The organism is Intestinimonas massiliensis (ex Afouda et al. 2020) (genome assembly GCF_001244995.1).
GTDB lineage: Bacteria > Bacillota > Clostridia > Oscillospirales > Oscillospiraceae > Intestinimonas > Intestinimonas massiliensis.
This window is the reverse complement of record NZ_LN869529.1, coordinates 1,704,191-1,719,326: the sequence shown is the minus strand read 5'-3', so window position 1 is coordinate 1,719,326 and position 15,136 is coordinate 1,704,191. Positions and strand designations below refer to the sequence as shown.

General features: G+C 60.0%; 17 protein-coding genes. All 17 read right to left on the bottom strand.

Annotated features, from left to right (window positions below):
* Positions 1 to 110 precede the first annotated feature (110 nt).
* The gene (locus tag BN2154_RS12215) at positions 111 to 443 is read right to left on the bottom strand and encodes a hypothetical protein (RefSeq protein WP_050619038.1); all 333 of its coding nucleotides are present in this window, start codon (positions 441 to 443) and stop codon (positions 111 to 113) included.
* Positions 443 to 1,264 (bottom strand): CHAP domain-containing protein, encoded by an 822-nt coding sequence (locus BN2154_RS12210; protein WP_050619037.1) that lies wholly within the window; start codon positions 1,262 to 1,264, stop codon positions 443 to 445. Before BN2154_RS12210 ends, BN2154_RS12215 begins: the two co-directional genes overlap by 1 nt.
* Complete coding sequence (locus tag BN2154_RS12205; protein ID WP_050619036.1) at positions 1,261 to 1,677, bottom strand: hypothetical protein; 417 nt, start codon at positions 1,675 to 1,677, stop codon at positions 1,261 to 1,263. Before BN2154_RS12205 ends, BN2154_RS12210 begins: the two co-directional genes overlap by 4 nt.
* Before the next feature lie 12 nt (positions 1,678 to 1,689).
* Positions 1,690 to 2,115 carry a hypothetical protein gene (locus tag BN2154_RS12200; protein ID WP_050619035.1) on the bottom strand — a complete coding sequence of 142 codons (426 nt, stop codon included), beginning with the start codon at positions 2,113 to 2,115 and terminating at the stop codon, positions 1,690 to 1,692.
* Between the two features lie 75 nt (positions 2,116 to 2,190).
* Positions 2,191 to 2,307, bottom strand: a complete 117-nt coding sequence (locus tag BN2154_RS16500) for a CD1375 family protein (RefSeq protein WP_340041921.1) — start codon at positions 2,305 to 2,307, stop codon at positions 2,191 to 2,193.
* A 53-nt stretch (positions 2,308 to 2,360) separates the two neighbouring features.
* The gene (locus BN2154_RS16115) at positions 2,361 to 2,501 is read right to left on the bottom strand and encodes a CD1375 family protein (RefSeq protein ID WP_195892379.1); all 141 of its coding nucleotides are present in this window, start codon (positions 2,499 to 2,501) and stop codon (positions 2,361 to 2,363) included.
* Positions 2,502 to 2,504: 3 nt separating this feature from the next.
* Positions 2,505 to 2,927 carry a hypothetical protein gene (locus tag BN2154_RS12195; protein ID WP_050619034.1) on the bottom strand — a complete coding sequence of 141 codons (423 nt, stop codon included), beginning with the start codon at positions 2,925 to 2,927 and terminating at the stop codon, positions 2,505 to 2,507.
* The gene (locus tag BN2154_RS12190; RefSeq protein ID WP_154666695.1) at positions 2,869 to 4,242 is read right to left on the bottom strand and encodes an RNA-directed DNA polymerase; all 1,374 of its coding nucleotides are present in this window, start codon (positions 4,240 to 4,242) and stop codon (positions 2,869 to 2,871) included. The genes BN2154_RS12195 and BN2154_RS12190 overlap by 59 nt, the downstream gene beginning before the upstream one ends.
* Before the next feature lie 203 nt (positions 4,243 to 4,445).
* On the bottom strand, positions 4,446 to 7,154 hold the full coding sequence (locus BN2154_RS12185; RefSeq protein ID WP_050619032.1) for a hypothetical protein: 2,709 nt from the start codon (positions 7,152 to 7,154) through the stop codon (positions 4,446 to 4,448).
* A 17-nt stretch (positions 7,155 to 7,171) separates the two neighbouring features.
* A complete protein-coding gene (locus tag BN2154_RS12180; RefSeq protein WP_050619031.1) occupies positions 7,172 to 7,759 on the bottom strand; it encodes a phage tail protein I in 588 nt (195 codons plus the stop codon).
* Positions 7,752 to 8,891 (bottom strand): baseplate J/gp47 family protein, encoded by a 1,140-nt coding sequence (locus BN2154_RS12175; protein WP_050619030.1) that lies wholly within the window; start codon positions 8,889 to 8,891, stop codon positions 7,752 to 7,754. The genes BN2154_RS12180 and BN2154_RS12175 overlap by 8 nt, the downstream gene beginning before the upstream one ends.
* Positions 8,884 to 9,204, bottom strand: a complete 321-nt coding sequence (locus BN2154_RS12170; RefSeq protein WP_050619029.1) for a GPW/gp25 family protein — start codon at positions 9,202 to 9,204, stop codon at positions 8,884 to 8,886. The genes BN2154_RS12175 and BN2154_RS12170 overlap by 8 nt, the downstream gene beginning before the upstream one ends.
* A 7-nt stretch (positions 9,205 to 9,211) precedes the next feature.
* Positions 9,212 to 9,613, bottom strand: coding sequence for a phage tail protein (locus BN2154_RS12165; protein WP_050619028.1), 402 nt, complete (start codon positions 9,611 to 9,613; stop codon positions 9,212 to 9,214).
* Positions 9,614 to 9,615: 2 nt separating this feature from the next.
* Positions 9,616 to 9,966, bottom strand: a complete 351-nt coding sequence (locus tag BN2154_RS16110; protein ID WP_050619027.1) for a hypothetical protein — start codon at positions 9,964 to 9,966, stop codon at positions 9,616 to 9,618.
* Positions 9,966 to 11,315, bottom strand: a complete 1,350-nt coding sequence (locus BN2154_RS12155; protein WP_050619026.1) for an SH3 domain-containing protein — start codon at positions 11,313 to 11,315, stop codon at positions 9,966 to 9,968. Before BN2154_RS12155 ends, BN2154_RS16110 begins: the two co-directional genes overlap by 1 nt.
* Positions 11,312 to 11,524 carry a tail protein X gene (locus BN2154_RS12150; protein WP_050619025.1) on the bottom strand — a complete coding sequence of 71 codons (213 nt, stop codon included), beginning with the start codon at positions 11,522 to 11,524 and terminating at the stop codon, positions 11,312 to 11,314. Before BN2154_RS12150 ends, BN2154_RS12155 begins: the two co-directional genes overlap by 4 nt.
* Positions 11,521 to 15,120, bottom strand: coding sequence for a phage tail tape measure protein (locus BN2154_RS12145; protein ID WP_050619024.1), 3,600 nt, complete (start codon positions 15,118 to 15,120; stop codon positions 11,521 to 11,523). Before BN2154_RS12145 ends, BN2154_RS12150 begins: the two co-directional genes overlap by 4 nt.
* Positions 15,121 to 15,136 lie beyond the last annotated feature (16 nt).

Below are 15,136 nucleotides of genomic sequence, written 5' to 3'. Positions count from 1 at the left end.
AAAGCCCCCTCGACAGGACGGAAAATCCTGCGAGGGGGCTTTTCAAATCGTAGCTTACATTTTCGACCGCAAGGACTGCAACTGTACTTTGCATTTTCACGGGGCCTTATTCAGATAGCGGGGCTGTCGACGCTGCCTCCGTCTTCCTCGTCGGTGCGGAAGTTCTTCGCCTTGGCCGCCTCGAAGGTGATCCCGCCGCGCTTGTGGTCGGACTTCGCAAGTGAGAGGTAGCCGTTTGCACCGGCGATGATGATTGCCTCGCCAACGCCGGTGGCCGCGGTCAGCCATGCAGCGGCGGCGGTGTAGCCGCTCTTGATGCACAGATACATGAGGAACAGGCATTCCTGGACGATCAGCAGACCGGCCAGCATGGCCAGCAGGCACACGACCTTGCTCCACTCGATCTTGCGCTTCTTCGCAGCTCTGCGCTTGCGCCTTGCCATTAGCTCAGCCCGAACTTCTGAGCGAAGCGGTACAGCACCGTTGCAAACTGCTCACGGGTAAGGAAATCCTGCCACATGAAATTGGCCTCACCGTTCGGGAGCGTACTGCCGCCGACCAGTAAGCCGCTCTCGGTGACAAACTTCCGGCCGTCCGCGCTGAAATTGCCGCAGTCGTTGTCCTGAAGCTCGGCGCGGTAGGCGTTCATTGCGACCTTGAACATTTCGTTGAACTTGTCCTGTGTCATCTCTGCCATATTCTCTTCCTCCTTGACGAGATCCCAGTCCGGCGTACCATAGCCGCCGATCTGCGCATAGTTGATGGAATAGCTTTTGTCGCGCACCATACCGCCGTTCGGAACGACACCAGGTGAGCTGGAAGTATTCCCTTCGATGGTGTAGACCCTTCCGCCGGCGACCTTGACAACGAGGCCGGTATGGTACATCGACTTCCCGCCGTCATTGGTGTAGAAAATCTGATCTCCGGGCTGTGGGGCCTTCTTGTGGAAACGGCCGACTGCGCGGTAATATCCAGCGGACTGCGTGCAGCCCGCGCCGCATCCGCCCATTGGCTGATTCGTCATCTTCATGGCGATGCTCAGGCCAAAGGTCGTGATATAACACCAGTCCACGAACATATCGCACCAGGCGTAGCCGTTCTTCGGAAAGTTGTAGACACCGAGACCGTCGAGAAAAGCTGCGTACTTCGTCCAGTTTCCGCTGCCGGCGTTGGCGGTTTTATCTTCAAGCTGGGCGTTGGTGGCTTTCTCCACATAGCCGATCTCAGTTCTTGCGGTAGCGATCACGCGCTCTACTGCGGTCATGGGTCATTCCTCCTTGGGGGCGGCAGGGTTTCCTTGCTCTCGCCGGCAGGCAGCGCAGCAGGCGCCGCATCCACCCCGGGTGTTGCGGTGGAGAGCATATCTTTCAGCTTTTTCAGTACATCGACGGCGTAAGCGGTAAAGGCTGCCAGCATGGCCAGCGATACCGCCGTTATCAGATTCACAGTCTGCCCGTCGACCTCCACCACCATCAGATCGGGGTTGAGGTATCCGGAAAAGTAGACCGCGATCAGCGCCATTGCCACGACCGCGCTCTTGATACAGCCGTTGCGGAACTTCGCCCGATCCCATTCGCCGGCAATGATGGCGTTGATGGAGCCGAGGGCGATATTTGCGGCAATCAGCAGCACAAGGCCTGCGGCCAGGCGAATGATCGTCATGTCCAGCACATTCATCGAAAGTCCTCCTTACTGCAAAAAGTCGTTGCTGTCCAAGCACCGGCGGTATATCTCCTTGATCCGGTCGCTGGTCAGCTCCGTTACATTGTTTTCAAACTCCGGGTGATCCTCGCAGTACCGTTCATAGGCGGCGATGTCCCGGAGCGTTTGGTCGAAATGGTCTTTTGTGTGGCGCTCGCCGTGGAGACATTCATCGCCGAAGCGGAGAATGCGCGCCCGGCAGTTGATGGCCTTTTCCTCGGCCATGCCAGACCGAACGCCCTGCAGCTCGCTTTCGAGCCTCCCGACCTTCTCCAAGACCTCGCTGTTGATAGCGCGCCCGAAAGCCTTTGCCATTGCAGACCACGGATTGATCTTGATGGGGGCGAGCTGGATCAGCGTCAGCAGCACAAACAGCGTACCGCCCCCACCTAACAAAATCTCCTTGAGCGTCATCTCTCAATCCTCCTCTGCGCGTGATAAGAAGGGCAGCCCCCATCGCAGGAGCTGCCCTCCGTATCAATGCCGTGGTCAGATGGTGACTTCGAGATCTGCCAGGATGTCCTCGACCTGCTTCCGAATCAGGCTCGGAACCTGGTCGATGGTCTTCTTACCCTTGATGATAAGGGTCGCGTAGACAACAGCCATGACTTGCACCTCCCTTCGCAGTAGGATGGATAAAAGAAAGAGCCGAAGGCTTTTCATAAGCCCTCAGCTCCATTCTCGCTATTTTCGAGGATCTCCTGGACTGCCGCTCGCAGCGGTTCGGGAACTTCCTCGATCGTCTTTTTCCCCTTGCGGACCAGGTCTGCATAGACCTTCACCATGTAATTGCTCGCCATCGGTTACTCGCCTCCAGTCGTAGAAGCCGCGGCGACAATCTGCTCATAGACATCGCACAGCGCCATTTGCGTATCGGTGACCTGCCCTTCAAGAGTCGTCACCTTTTCCGCCAGCGCCGCCTTGTCGGTCTCCAGATCGGCTACCTGCTGCTGCAGGGCGGGGATGGTCTTGCCCTCCGCCTCGTGCAGCTTGGCCTGTGCCAGATAGCCGTCATAGTTTCCGAGGATGTCTTCGCTCAGACCGTCGTACATATCCAGCTCCAGGTGATATTCGTCATACACCCACCCGCTGATGGTCAGCTCGTCCCGCTTTTCCTCGAACGGCTCGGCGTTCTCGTAGAAGCGCACCAGGGCTACCCCCGGATTATTAGGCTGCTCCTCCAGCGAGAAGGCGTTGCTGGGCGCGTTGTCGCCTCTTACTCTCATTTCGTACTACCTCCTTTAGATGCTTCACGCCGATTGGATCGACGTATTTGACCCTGATGTTGTGACTGTCGCAGTGCTTGAGCTGTCCCACCCTGGACAACAGGCCGGATGCCTGCCGGGGTGGGATGGGCTTTCCGGCGTCCAGTTTCTTTTTCACACGCCGGCATTGACGGGTGAAGCGCAGGAAGTTCCGCTTGCGCAGAATGGTATGCGTTTGTGCAAAGCGATAGCCGACAGCCGACACCATCCGCTTCGCCGTGGGATATACTTGCCAGTTGCTTTTAAGCTTCAACCCCAGTCGGTCACGCAGGAAGTCGGAGATGGCCTGCCTCGCCTTGTGCAGCTTCTTCTTGTTCGGGCCGAACAGGGTGATGTTGTCCATGTAGCGGGTCATCGTCTTCACGCCCGGCATGGCGCAGATGAAGTGGTCCAGCGTTTCCAGATAGTAGTTCGCCAGCCATTGGCAAATGTAGTAGCCGATGGCCAGCCCGCCGCCGCAGGATTCGATAACGGCGTAGACAGTGCGCAGGAACCGCTTATCCTTGATTTTCCGGGCAAGCGCCCAGATCAGGCGCTTGGGCGGAATGCTTGGGTAGTAGTGATACACATCCAGTTCAGCAGCGTACTTGCTCCCCTTCTGATCGTCCCGCAGAGTGCGCCGGATATGTTTCTGGATGCGCGTTGCACCGCGGCGGGGGACGGAAGCGCAGGACCAGTGATACATCCCGCGCATCAGTACCGGCCGCATGGCCTCGACCAGAAGCCAGTGCATCACACCGTCCGGCCAGAATGGTACGATCTTGATGACCCTCCGCTTCTGGCTGCTCTCATCGTAGATCTCTTTCTCGTGGGGCGGCGTAGGGACGAAACTCTCCGACGCGACCATCTCATAGGTTTTGTCTACATATTCGTCGATGTTCTTCAGAACGCGGCGCACCTCGCGCCGCTTGTGCTTGTGCCTTGCGGCCTTGTAGATGGTGGCCCGGATGAAATCCCGATCCATCATCTTTTCGTAGAGGAATCCAACTCGTTTTGGCATCTTTCGTGCTCCTTGTTTGTCTGCAAGGTCTTTCGAGCCGCAGCCTACTAACCCCTGTCCTCCCGACAATATTTTCACCAAGCGGTGAGGAAAAGCCTGCACAATGAGAAAGAAAACAAGTTGCCGCGCACCGACGTTGGAGTTCGTGTTCGACGAGGTGTTGTTCGCGTTGAAATAAAACAGGCCGGCATTCGAGCCGTTGTTCCAGTTACCCCCGACGTGGAGCACCCGCCAGCCAGAATTATAATAGGCGGGCAGGAAAAGCCCCCGGCGCACCGTGCAGACAGTCCCTTTTGGAATTATAACTCCGCAGCTCTGCGCATACGGAAAAACGGGAGGAAATAACGGATTACGTTATTTCAAAAATTTGCGCGACCGCGCTTCGCGCGGTATAGGAAAATGGCGCTGCCGCGCCGGCACTTCTCACGCGCACGCAGCGGTCGACGAAGCCTCCGGGGGCTGCGGCCCCCGGTCCCCCATTAGGGATGGAAAAGGAGCCGCGCACCGACGCTGGAGCCCGCGTACGACGAGGTGCTGTCCGCGTCGAAATAAAACAGGCCGGCAATCGAGCCGCTGTACCAGTAACCCCCGACGGGGAGCACCCGCCAGCCAGAATTATAATAGGCGTAGTCCGGGACGTAGGTAGTTTCAGATCCGCCGGTGGCCGTCGGGAAGAACGCCCACGGCATAGACGACGACATGCCGAGCGACTTGATAAAGCCGTCTGTCTGTGACTTCGTTCCGATGTTTGAGTAGTTGCTTGCGGTGTCATCGGCGTAGTTGGCCGGATTGGTACAGACATAGACGGTTCCATCGCTGAAGTTGATGCCGTCGATCCACTCAAAGACATTGCCCCAGGGGTTCTCAATATGCCGGTACTGGACGGCGGTCTTGCCGTCTGTGCCGGATGCGCGTCCGGTGTGATAGGTCATGCTGTCTGTCCCGCCGGAATTGATGGCCGAATTGTTGTTGTCAACATAGCCACGCCCGACCTTGCTCTGGCTGTCCCAGTCCGCGAATTCTACCAGATAAAGCAGCCAGACTGCGCACCAGGAGGCAAAGTCGTATTCGCTCCACTTGCTGCCCTTGCCTCTTGCGCCGGAGCGCGCCGATGCGCGGGTCAGGTTGACCAGCGGCGCAGAGCCGGTCTTGGAGTAATGGCCGGAGATCGTGTTGTAGCGGCCGACATACTTGCCGGAGCCGGGGTGCTTGGTGAAGCCGCTCTTGGCCTTGTCCGCGATGTAGAAGTACCGCTTCTTGTTGGCAGCGTCGTCGATGATCCGGAAGTAATACTCCGGGATATAGACGGCGGTATCGTAGCTGCTCCGTGAGAAGCCGGTCGTTCCCTTCCTGTAGCTGACAGCATTGTTGATGATGTTGCGCTCGTCCATGCCGCTCCACGGGAGATAGTTGTCGAAGGGAGAGCTGCCGGCGCCGGTACCGACCGCAGGCGCGGGATTCGTGGTGATGTCGACATTGACCAGTCCGTTCGGATCGGTGGCCTTCTTCAGCCGCGTCAGAGCCGTCGACTGCGCACTGTAATTCCAGCAGACACCGAAGACCTTGACATAGGACAGCTCCATCGTATAGCCGGTGTAGGAGCTGCAAGCTACGCTGCCGGTGGCCGTCTCGCCGTTCTTGGTGGCGGTGACGCTCCACGTGCCGGTGTTCGGCAGGTAGAACTTTGCCGTTCCGTTGCTGGTGGCCGTGAGCGTGGTGGAACCGTTGACCGCCTTGACCGTAGAGCCGCTGTCGATGGTGACGGTGAGGGTGCAGAACTTCACCGTTGCGGTGTAACTGCCGCCGGAGGTCGACACCGCCGCAGACGCCGTGGACGAAGATACCCCGCTCTTGGTAGCCGTTACGGAATAGGTGCCGGCATAGTTGACGGTCAGCGCACACTTGCCGTTGCTGCCGCAGGTGCCGGTATACTGCTTCGTGCCAAGCGTGGCGGTCACGACTGCGCCGGATTCCGCCGTTACAGTCAGCGTAGCCGCGAAGTAACTCAGCGTCACCGCGTACTGCTTGACCTGATCCACGACCACAGTCTCGGTGGCGGTGGTCTGCCCGTTCAGCGTGGCATACAGCGACCATGTACCGTAGCCAGGGAGATCAAAAACGCATTTACCGCCGACGCTGGTGCCAGTCAGCGTAGTCTCGCCGTTCGTACAGGTGATAGCCGATCCGGTGGCAACAGAGACCTCCAGCTGTGGAGCCACGCCGCCGCCCTTGGGCTTTTCCCATGTATATACGCCGGTCTGATCGTTGGCTGCCGTGCAGTAGAAGGTCTGCATGGTGTCTGTGTTCAGATACGACTGGCCGACCGAGCCCTTCGTGCTGGAGGTCGGATCGGTCTTGCCGGTGAGTGGCTTACTTCCGTCCAGCCCCTTGGAGAGCGTGTCGAGGTCGCCGGAAACGCCATCAAGGAAGGTGTCGAGCGATTCACCGTTATAGGTCAGATCGGCCGCGTCGCTGGCGCCGGACAGCTTCCACTGATACTTGCCGCTGCTGTCCTTGCCGCTGCAGACGTATTCCTTGCCCGTAGCGCTGTCATAGTAGTGCTGCCCTGCGGCACCCTCGGTCGTGTCTGTCGGCGCTCCTGAGCCTGTTGCAAGCGGATAACCGTAGTCCTTTCCGGCGACTGCCGCAGAGATATTCCCGTTCCCGTCGCCCAGCAGCAGACCCTTGACCATGATCTTGTCCTGCTTGGTCTTTACCGCCTCAGCGATGGCGGCGGACATATCGCCCTGTGTGACGCAGGCGCTGGTGTCGACCGTCACCCTCCATGTGCCGGTATTCGAGCAGGAGATCAGAGCGTAAAAGGTGTAGACGAAATCCGGCGATTCTGTCTTGCTGGGAATGGGAACGCCCTGTTCCAGCTGGAACAAGGCGATCATGGCGGACGCTCCTCCGTCCACGCTGGCAGATACGCGGAACTGATTCAGCGTATAGGCCGTATTCGGCGCAGCGATGCGGAGTTTCAGGCGAATGCCGGAAGATACCATCTCGCCGCCCAGCAGGCTCGCGGTCTGCTTTTCATTGACGAGGGCGGTCTGTGCCATCATTGCCGCCGCCGCGACGGTGCCCTGCCCCGCAGCTGCGCTGTCGAAGTTCAGGGTCTTTTCATTCACCCACTCATTGAGCAGGCTGTTGCCGGCGTTGGTGATGACGCCGTTCCATGTTGCCATAGTAAAACACCTCCGTGTCAGTATCGAATGGCGGCCGCGCTGTCGACCAGCTCGCAGCCGATACAGGCCGCGCCGAAATACTCTGTTGCCAGTCCTCCGGCGTCGTAGTATTCCACCTCGTCCAGCACCGAGCGCAGATTCTTGTAAAAGTCAACGCGGTCGATCACGCGCTGATGTCTGACGGGGTCGACATCCTCATAGGTGGCGTCGATCAGCAGCTTGAAGTGGTACGGCTTGCCGCCGTATTCCCACCATTCGCTGACCTGCGTATCGGGGTAGATGGCGGAGATTGCCAGCACGACCGCCGCCTTGGTGCCGAGCCTGCGGTGAACATTCCATGAGTCTTTCAGCGTCCGGCGCTTTTCCTCCAGGGTGTAGTCGGCGCCCCACCAGTCAACCTTGAAGTCGTTCGCCAGAATGTCCAGCAGCTCGTTCGGGAGCCGGTCGATCTGTGAGTAGATCGACACGCGCTCGATCTCGCCTACGCGGGCAGCCAGCACCTCGGCAACGGCAGAGGCAAGTGCTGCCATATTGTCGTCATTGGCAAGGACCGCCGGCAAGGAGGCCAGCAGGTTTTCCTTCGTGATGCCGTGCGCCTTATTCATCCTCATAGCCCCCATTCGTGGCCGTGATGGTCCCGACCGACGCAACCTGCGGCGTCGTGTCGTCGGAGCCATCCCGCAGCGTGGTAAAGACCGGGCTGGTCAGCGCCACGCGCTTGATGCCGGTCTGCATGAGCTTTCCGATCAGCACGGAGGGGTTGATGTCGCGCCCCAGCTTCCCGCATTGCCATGCGACAAATTCGGCCACGGCCTTGTCGACTGCGGCCTTGATCTCCGTGGAGCTGAGGGAGCTGTCCTTTGGCACATAGTAGGTGAAGGTGATGTTGTAGCTCACCTCCTGCGGGTCCTTGACGGAAACCTTGTCCGTCAGCGGGCGCACGGTGTCATCGTTGCAGGCGGCGAGGACGGCGTTCTTGATCTCTGTGGTGGCGATGGTACCGTCGTCCATGAGGACATACAGATCCACCGCCCCGTCGCTGGGGCTGTTCGCTACCACATCGGCGATCTCGGTGCTGACCTGCTTGGCAAAGTAGATATACCCGCCCTTGGCTCCGGCGCAGCTATAAGCGTCCTGGCTGGCGCGCATCAGCTCATAGAATTCATCGTCGGTGGCCTCGTCCGCACCGTCGTCGCTGACGGTGAGGTTTTCGCAGCTCTCGCAGTAGTCGAACAGGTCAATGAATGTGTTGATCTGTCCAGCGGCGTAGCCGTTGCCGACCGCACCGGCTGTCTGGCAGCGGATCTGCACATCGGCGTGGGTCGCGCCGACAGACACATAGGCGTCCGCAACGGTCTCCCAGATCAGCGTGCCGCTGGCGTCGGTGACGCGCGTACCGGCCGGAATGAGGATTGCCGTACTCTGCGCCTCGGAGATGTGGAAACGCTCGGTACAGACCGCCGCCTGCGCCGCCGGGCGCTGCGTGACATAGAACAGCTCGGCCAGCGCGTCCAGGTTTTCCCCCTCGGCACGGCTTGGGATGTTCTGATTGCCGGTGTAGTTGTTCAGCCCGCGCTCCTGGATCACCACGGCGGCTACGAACTGGATAAACAGCTTTTCCGGGCTGGCGGGCTTTACGCTGACGCCGGTGATCTTTTCGTAGATGGAGATCAGCAGCGCCTCGACCGTTTCGGTGTCGGTGGAAACGAACTGATATTCCGTATTTCTGTCACTCATTGATGATGTTCACCTCCACGGTAGGGATCAGCCTGCCCGGGGTGGTTTTGTCGGCCGCAAAGGTCACATTCACCACCTCGGCGCGGGGCTCGTATTCTTCAACGGCCTCCTTGACCTCGGAATACATCATGGGCATAGCCACAGGCAGGGGCTTATCCACGAACTTTTGCGGCAGGCCGAAGCCGCGGTACAGCGGGCAGGTACCCTGCCGCGTGGAAAGGATAATGGCGATATTCTGCAAGACGGAGCGCACGGTGTCGATCTCGTTGAGCCGCACCGCGCCGATGTCGGCCGCAGTCACTTTGTAGCTCATGGCAGCTTCACCCCCTCAGATACTCTTGCAGGCTGACGGACACGGTGGCGCTGGTGACATTCCCGCGTCCGTCATAGGTTTTCATCTTCATCTTGTGCTCAAGCACGGACCAGCGGTATTTCCCGTAGCCCTTATTGCCGATCACCAGCGGGACGGCGATGCCGCCTCGCTCATAGTTCCACAGCTTCACGACCTCGGCGATGGGATCGACGCCGAGATAGGCGGAGAGAACGATGTCGAAGGTCATCTTATCGGGGTCAAGACCGGTGAACTCCGTGAGGGCGTGTGTGCCGTGCCGCTGATGGGTCGCGTACCGGGCAGACCCCGACCAGGTTACATTGTTGATCGTTTCGATGGTGCGGTCAGACACCGTGAAAACGATGTCGCCCAGACAGCCGACCATTCCCATAGTCAAAAACCTCCTAACACAAAGCCGTCCCCATTGAATACCGGCAGGTAAAGGCAGAGGACGCGATCGTTCACCTTCGGCATCCAGTAGGTCAGATGCGAGCCGGGCAGGTGATCGTGTGCGGGGTATTCGCTGGCCGATCCGCCGCCGGTGAAGGTGTCCGTGATTTCGTGGGTATGCTTTGCGTCCGGCTCGATGTAGAAATTCGCTCCGTAATGCTGGAGCACATAGAGCCAGTCTGAAATGATGCCCGTGTCCTTGAACTTGACGCGGGCCTTGCGCTTTGCGCTGTCGACAGCCGTTACCGTGCCGGTCTGCACGAGCCTCGAAAGGATATTCTGCTGTTCGTCCATCAGTATCCCTCCAATGTCTTTCGCAGTTTGACCTGCGTGGTATAGCCGGACGAGCCGACCGAATGCGCGGCCTGCTCGACAATGTATTTCCCGTCCCATGCGCCCCAGCCGGTGAGCTTAGCTGTGACGCCGGCCACAATGTCCGGATTGCCGGGCAGCGTGAAGGTGGCGGTCTTCGCGTACTTGTTGTGCAGCCGGAGATATTTTTCGGCCTTGGTCTTGGCCTCGGCCACGCTCGCCACCTTCGCGGTGATCTCCAGCTGCTGGTTGTTCTTGGCCTTGTCGTTGTAGTCCTCGACCTTGACGGTGGCCTCGATGCACTTCCCCGTGCCTGGATCTGTGTAGCTGACGCGGCAGGAGGCGTACTGCGTTCCGGCCGTTCCCGCGTTCAGCTTGTGCTTGGTGTAGCTTCCGCTGCCGCGTGCGATGGTCAGCACGGGATCTTTCTTCTCATAGTCCTCCTGGTCGAAAAGCACGAGCAGGTTATTGGTGGCTTTCAGCGAGATGCCCGCCTCATGGCAGAGCTTAGAGAGAAAGGCGATGTCGCTCTGCTTGTACTGCTCCACGCGGCTATAGGCCGGGTCGCTGTTGGCGAGGAACATACAGGTCATGCCGTTGGCTGCGGCCATCTCGCTCGCAATGCCGGAAAGCGTGTAGGACTCCCACGCCTTGGACTTCTCCGTCTGGCGGATCTGTGCGCTGTACGGCAGCGCCGTCGCCTTGATGGTGATGGTATTGGGCGGGCCGGAGGCGTCAACGCTGTCCAGCTCAAACTGTCCGCAGTCCAGCACCTTATCTCTGCCGCCGCCCGTCCAGTTTTCCCGGACGAAAACGGCGCTGATCTTGAAGCCGGCGCCGGAGGCGGACGCGGGAGCAGCGGCGGGAGCGTCGCCGCCCCCGCCGCCTGATTCCTTGATGTACGATGCGCTGACATAGGCGGTCTTGCCGTTGTAGCTGACCTTCGCCCAGCCGTTTTCGATGCCCTCGACCTGCAGCTCCGCGCCGCAGACCAGCGCGCCGTATTTGCCATAGCTGGTGCTGGGGCCGGAGCGGACATTCAAGCCGCTTTTGGCTGTGACCTTGTAGGGCTTTGCCGCGCTCTCGGTCTTGGCCTTGGAGGACGCGGACAGGCTCCCTGCGGAGGCTGCCGCGTCGATGGCGTCAGCCAGCCACTTTTTGAGCCATATGTCATCGCGGTCCTGAAGCTTCAGCTGCAGGTCGTCGGTTTCGTCCGCCTCCTTGTCGGTGTAGGTGGCCGACAGGAAATAGGGACGCATACTGCCGGTGATGTCTGCGCCCTGGAAGAAGATCTGCGCCGTGACGCGGCGCGCCTGATTCGGGTTGCTCATCCGACCACCTGCTTCCACGGGGGCAGGGCGTCGCTGACATCCTCAGCAGGGTCTGGCAACTTCAGCACGATCCCCGCAGGGAAAGTATAGTTCCCGAGATACTGCGGATTCAGATTCATCAGCCGGTCGGTGTAGGCCTCGCTCCCCAGCTGGGAGAATGCGATGCTGTCCCACATGTCGCCCTGAATGGTGGTATAGGTCTTGCTCATTTGTAGGCCCTCCTTGCGGTGTCGATGCCGGCCTCCTCCATGACTTCGAGGACGCGCTCGGTGAATTCATCGCCGTATTCGCGCAGGGCTTCTACCGTTTCCGGCGTCGCGTTGCCCTGGATCTGGAACACGACCTGCAGCTCCACCACGCCGGCGCCGGAGCCTGTGCCCGGCTCGGCCGAAAGCGCACCGTCGCCCTGGATGGCGTGCAGCACCTCCAGGAGCTGCGGCGCAAAGGTGATTGCCTGGACCTCCATGCTGTCGCGCATGGCGGCAGTCTCCTCGGCGGTCATGACCTGCTCGCCGCCGTTGAAGTAGACCAGCTCGGGGCCGTTCTCGCCAACGAGGGCGAAGCCCGGCGCGGCGGACTGCGTACCGACCGCATAGCCGGGGATGCTGTTGACTGTGCCGGTGCCTGCGGTGGACAGCGCGGCCTTGGCTGCGGCGGCGATGCGGTTGTAGGCGGCGGTCACCTGGGGCAGCATACCGACAGCGCCGTCGATAAAGCCCTGAATGGTGGCCTGTGCGCTTTCCTTGGCCTCGTCGCCCAGGTCCATCGCTTCGATGTCCTCGGCAAGCGCCGACTGCAATTCGTCCATGGTGGCCGTGAAGTCGGTCTTGAGGTCTGCCACACTTCCGGCCGCGTTCTGCTGCTCCTGCTGCAAGGTATGCCAGTTGGCTACCATATCGGCCAGCTGCTCGTCGGTGGCGCCAGCCATGCCGGCGATGGCGTTCACGCTGTCGGAGCTGCCGTCCGCAAAGGATGCGATCATGTCACTCAGGCCTTCGATGTCGGCACTGCGCTCGGTGAGGGCTTGCAGGTTGGCGTTGTAATCCTGCCAGTAGGTGATCTGGCTCTCCAGCGCGGTATTAATGCTGCTGGCGCTGGTTGCAACGACCTCAGCGGCCTCGTCCCAGAGCTGGTACTGTCCGGATATGCTCTCGTAGGCCGCGCCGTATGCCTCGTTGTAGGACTCCGTGAGGGCAGCGAGTTTCTCCTGAACGCCGGAGATGACGGCTTGGAATTCGCTGCTCTGGGCGGCGGCTTCCTCGGATGCGCCAGCACCTTCGTTCATGGCGTCGGTCAGATTCTTGACCGCCTCTTCCGCAAGGGCGATCTCCTCCTCGGCCTCGGAAACGGCATCCGCGTCCTCCTCCATCGCCTTGTTGTAGTTCTTGATGGATTTCTCGGCTGCCCAGATCTCGTCGTTGGTGTCGTAGATGGAATTCTGCAGGTCGTAGTATTCCTGAGATAGGAAAGAGGTCGCGTCGGCATAGTAGCCGTACTGGTCGTAGTAGTCGTCCGCCTGCTTCTGCGCGTCCGCCCACAGCGCATCCATCTGCGCGTAGGTATCGGACAGCTTCTGCTGCGCGGATTCCAGACTGTACTGTGCCTTGGTGAGCCCGATGCTGTTTTCCTCGGCCTCGATCAGTACAGCGGAATACTGGGAATACAGCTCGGTGAGCTGATCCTGGTAGGCCTGCTGCATGGCGTTCTGCTTCCACGCCTCGGTGTTTGCGCGGAGCGCGGCAGTGCCGCCGTTGATGGTGTCGGTCTCCAGGTCGATATAATCGGCCAGCTCCGGCACCACCTGGCAAAGCAGAGCCAGGGTGTTGTGGTACTGCCTGTGCTGCTCGTCGGTATTGAGCCCCGCCGCCTCCAGCTCCTCCAGCTTGCCGATGTAGGTGTCTGCGACGCCTGCAGCGGCCATGGTGGAGGTAACAGTATCGTCATAGGTGGCCTTGGCCTCGTCCATCGCCTCCCGCATTCCTCGGGCGGCTTCGGTCAGCTCCTTCACACTGGGTACGGCGTCATTCGCTGCGGAGGAAGCAAGGGCAATAATTCCTGCTGTAACAACTCCCACGGCTGCCGCAATGCCCATAATCACATTTACACCAGGCGTTACGGTGGTGAGGAAAGCCGCAGCGGCTGCTGCGATCTTCGCTTTCAACGCAAAAGCTGCCGCCGCAACTGCGGCAGCTCCCAACGCAGTAGACAGTCCAGTTATAGCGGCAACGACCCCAGGATTTGCTTGAACGAATTTGGTGATTTCGTTGAGGACCTTCGTGCCGACGCCGTAAGCCTCGCTGAGCGCGGGAGTATAGGCGTCGCCGATGGCTACCTTGAGGTTGTTGTAGGCGTTCTGCATCATGGTCAACCGGCTCTGCGCGGTGGCGTAGCGCTTGTTGGCCTCGTTGGTGAGGGCGGTATTCTGCTGCCAGGCGGTATTTGCAGTGTTCACCGCGCCGGTCATCTGGTCTGCGGCAAGACCCAGGGCTTTGAGCATATTGCTCTGCCGGATGCCGGTCAGACCCAGGTCTTCCAGTACGAGGACGGTGCTCTCGCCCTGCTCGTCCAGCTTGCCGAGCCCGCCGATGAAGGAAGTCAGGGCGCTCATGGCGTCGTTCTTCCACGCAGAAGAAAATTCTTCGGAGGACATACCCGCGATACGGGCGAACTCCGCGAGGTCGTCCCCACCCTTTGCAACGGCCTTTTCAATGGCGTTGAGCGTCTGGGTCATGGCGGTACCGCCCGCCTCGGCTTCGATGCCGACAGAGGACATCGCCGCCGCCAGAGCCATGATCTCCGGCTCGGTCAGTCCGGCCAGCTTACCCGCCGACGCCAGGCGCGTACCCATCGCCACGATCTCGGATTCCGTCGTGGCGAAGTTGTTGCCAAGGTCAACGATGACAGAGCCGAGCCGTCCGTAATTGTCCGTTGCCATGCCGGTAATGTTGGCGAAGCGCGCAAGGGCGGTTGCTGCCTCGTCAGCTGTCATGTTGGTGGCAGTGCCGAGCATGGTCATGATCTCGGTGAAGTCCAGCAGGGCGTCCTTTTGGATGCCGAGCTGTCCCGCGGCTTCGGCTACCGCCGCGATCTCCTCTGTGGTGGCGGGGATCTCCGTGGACAGCGCCTTGATGGAATCCGACATTGCCGCCAGTTCCTCGTCTGTGAGGTCTGTGGTCTTGGCGACGCCGGTAATGGCGCTCTCAAAGTCCATCGACGCCTGCGCGCAGCTGGCGAAGTATTCGTAGATCTCTTTCAGGGCGACGGCGATGCCTGCAGCCACGATGGCCTCGTGTACCTGATTAAAGGCCTGCCCCGCCTTGTCGCCGAAGGTCATAGCTTTATCGGCGGCCTCGCCCTGCTTCTTTTTCAGCGTGTCGATCTTGCCAGCAAGCTGCTCGGAGCTGTGGGAGAGGTCGTCGGTATTGACGCCCGCCTCTTCCAAAGCCCCGCTCAGCTCGTTCAGCTTTGCCGTCTGCTTCTCCAGCGAGGCGGAGGTCTTGTCGATCTGAAGCTGCTTTGCCAGCAGCTTGTTCTTCATGTCGGCGGACTCGTTGCCGGTCTCCTCCATCTCCCGCTGGATATTGTCATATTGCTGCCGCAGCATTTCCAGCCGCTTCCGCGTCGCTTCCACGGCTGCCTGCTGCTTTTGGAATGCGGAAATATCCGCCTGTGTCTTGGAGAGGGCCTGGATTTCCTTCTGCATGGACACAATTTCCTGCTGAGCGGCCTTGAAGGTCTTGCTGTAACTGCCTCCAAGCTGCGCGTTCAGCTGGAATAGCATCTCATACTCTTTGCGGCCTGCCATAGACGGCCCTCCTTTC

What these genes read in the sequence shown, in the direction of transcription:
- BN2154_RS12145 (WP_050619024.1), bottom strand. Translation starts at nt 15,120, where the DNA reads ATGGCAGGCCGCAAAGAGTATGAGATGCTATTCCAGCTGAACGCGCAG.
- BN2154_RS12215 (WP_050619038.1), bottom strand. Translation starts at nt 443, where the DNA reads ATGGCAAGGCGCAAGCGCAGAGCTGCGAAGAAGCGCAAGATCGAGTGG.
- BN2154_RS12210 (WP_050619037.1), bottom strand. Translation starts at nt 1,264, where the DNA reads ATGACCGCAGTAGAGCGCGTGATCGCTACCGCAAGAACTGAGATCGGC.
- BN2154_RS12165 (WP_050619028.1), bottom strand. Translation starts at nt 9,613, where the DNA reads ATGGGAATGGTCGGCTGTCTGGGCGACATCGTTTTCACGGTGTCTGAC.
- BN2154_RS12205 (WP_050619036.1), bottom strand. Translation starts at nt 1,677, where the DNA reads ATGAATGTGCTGGACATGACGATCATTCGCCTGGCCGCAGGCCTTGTG.
- BN2154_RS12180 (WP_050619031.1), bottom strand. Translation starts at nt 7,759, where the DNA reads ATGAATAAGGCGCACGGCATCACGAAGGAAAACCTGCTGGCCTCCTTG.
- BN2154_RS16115 (WP_195892379.1), bottom strand. Translation starts at nt 2,501, where the DNA reads ATGGCGAGCAATTACATGGTGAAGGTCTATGCAGACCTGGTCCGCAAG.
- BN2154_RS12175 (WP_050619030.1), bottom strand. Translation starts at nt 8,891, where the DNA reads ATGAGTGACAGAAATACGGAATATCAGTTCGTTTCCACCGACACCGAA.
- BN2154_RS12185 (WP_050619032.1), bottom strand. Translation starts at nt 7,154, where the DNA reads ATGGCAACATGGAACGGCGTCATCACCAACGCCGGCAACAGCCTGCTC.
- BN2154_RS16110 (WP_050619027.1), bottom strand. Translation starts at nt 9,966, where the DNA reads ATGGACGAACAGCAGAATATCCTTTCGAGGCTCGTGCAGACCGGCACG.
- BN2154_RS12150 (WP_050619025.1), bottom strand. Translation starts at nt 11,524, where the DNA reads ATGAGCAAGACCTATACCACCATTCAGGGCGACATGTGGGACAGCATC.
- BN2154_RS12200 (WP_050619035.1), bottom strand. Translation starts at nt 2,115, where the DNA reads ATGACGCTCAAGGAGATTTTGTTAGGTGGGGGCGGTACGCTGTTTGTG.
- BN2154_RS12155 (WP_050619026.1), bottom strand. Translation starts at nt 11,315, where the DNA reads ATGAGCAACCCGAATCAGGCGCGCCGCGTCACGGCGCAGATCTTCTTC.
- BN2154_RS12170 (WP_050619029.1), bottom strand. Translation starts at nt 9,204, where the DNA reads ATGAGCTACAAAGTGACTGCGGCCGACATCGGCGCGGTGCGGCTCAAC.
- BN2154_RS16500 (WP_340041921.1), bottom strand. Translation starts at nt 2,307, where the DNA reads ATGGCTGTTGTCTACGCGACCCTTATCATCAAGGGTAAGAAGACCATC.
- BN2154_RS12195 (WP_050619034.1), bottom strand. Translation starts at nt 2,927, where the DNA reads ATGAGAGTAAGAGGCGACAACGCGCCCAGCAACGCCTTCTCGCTGGAG.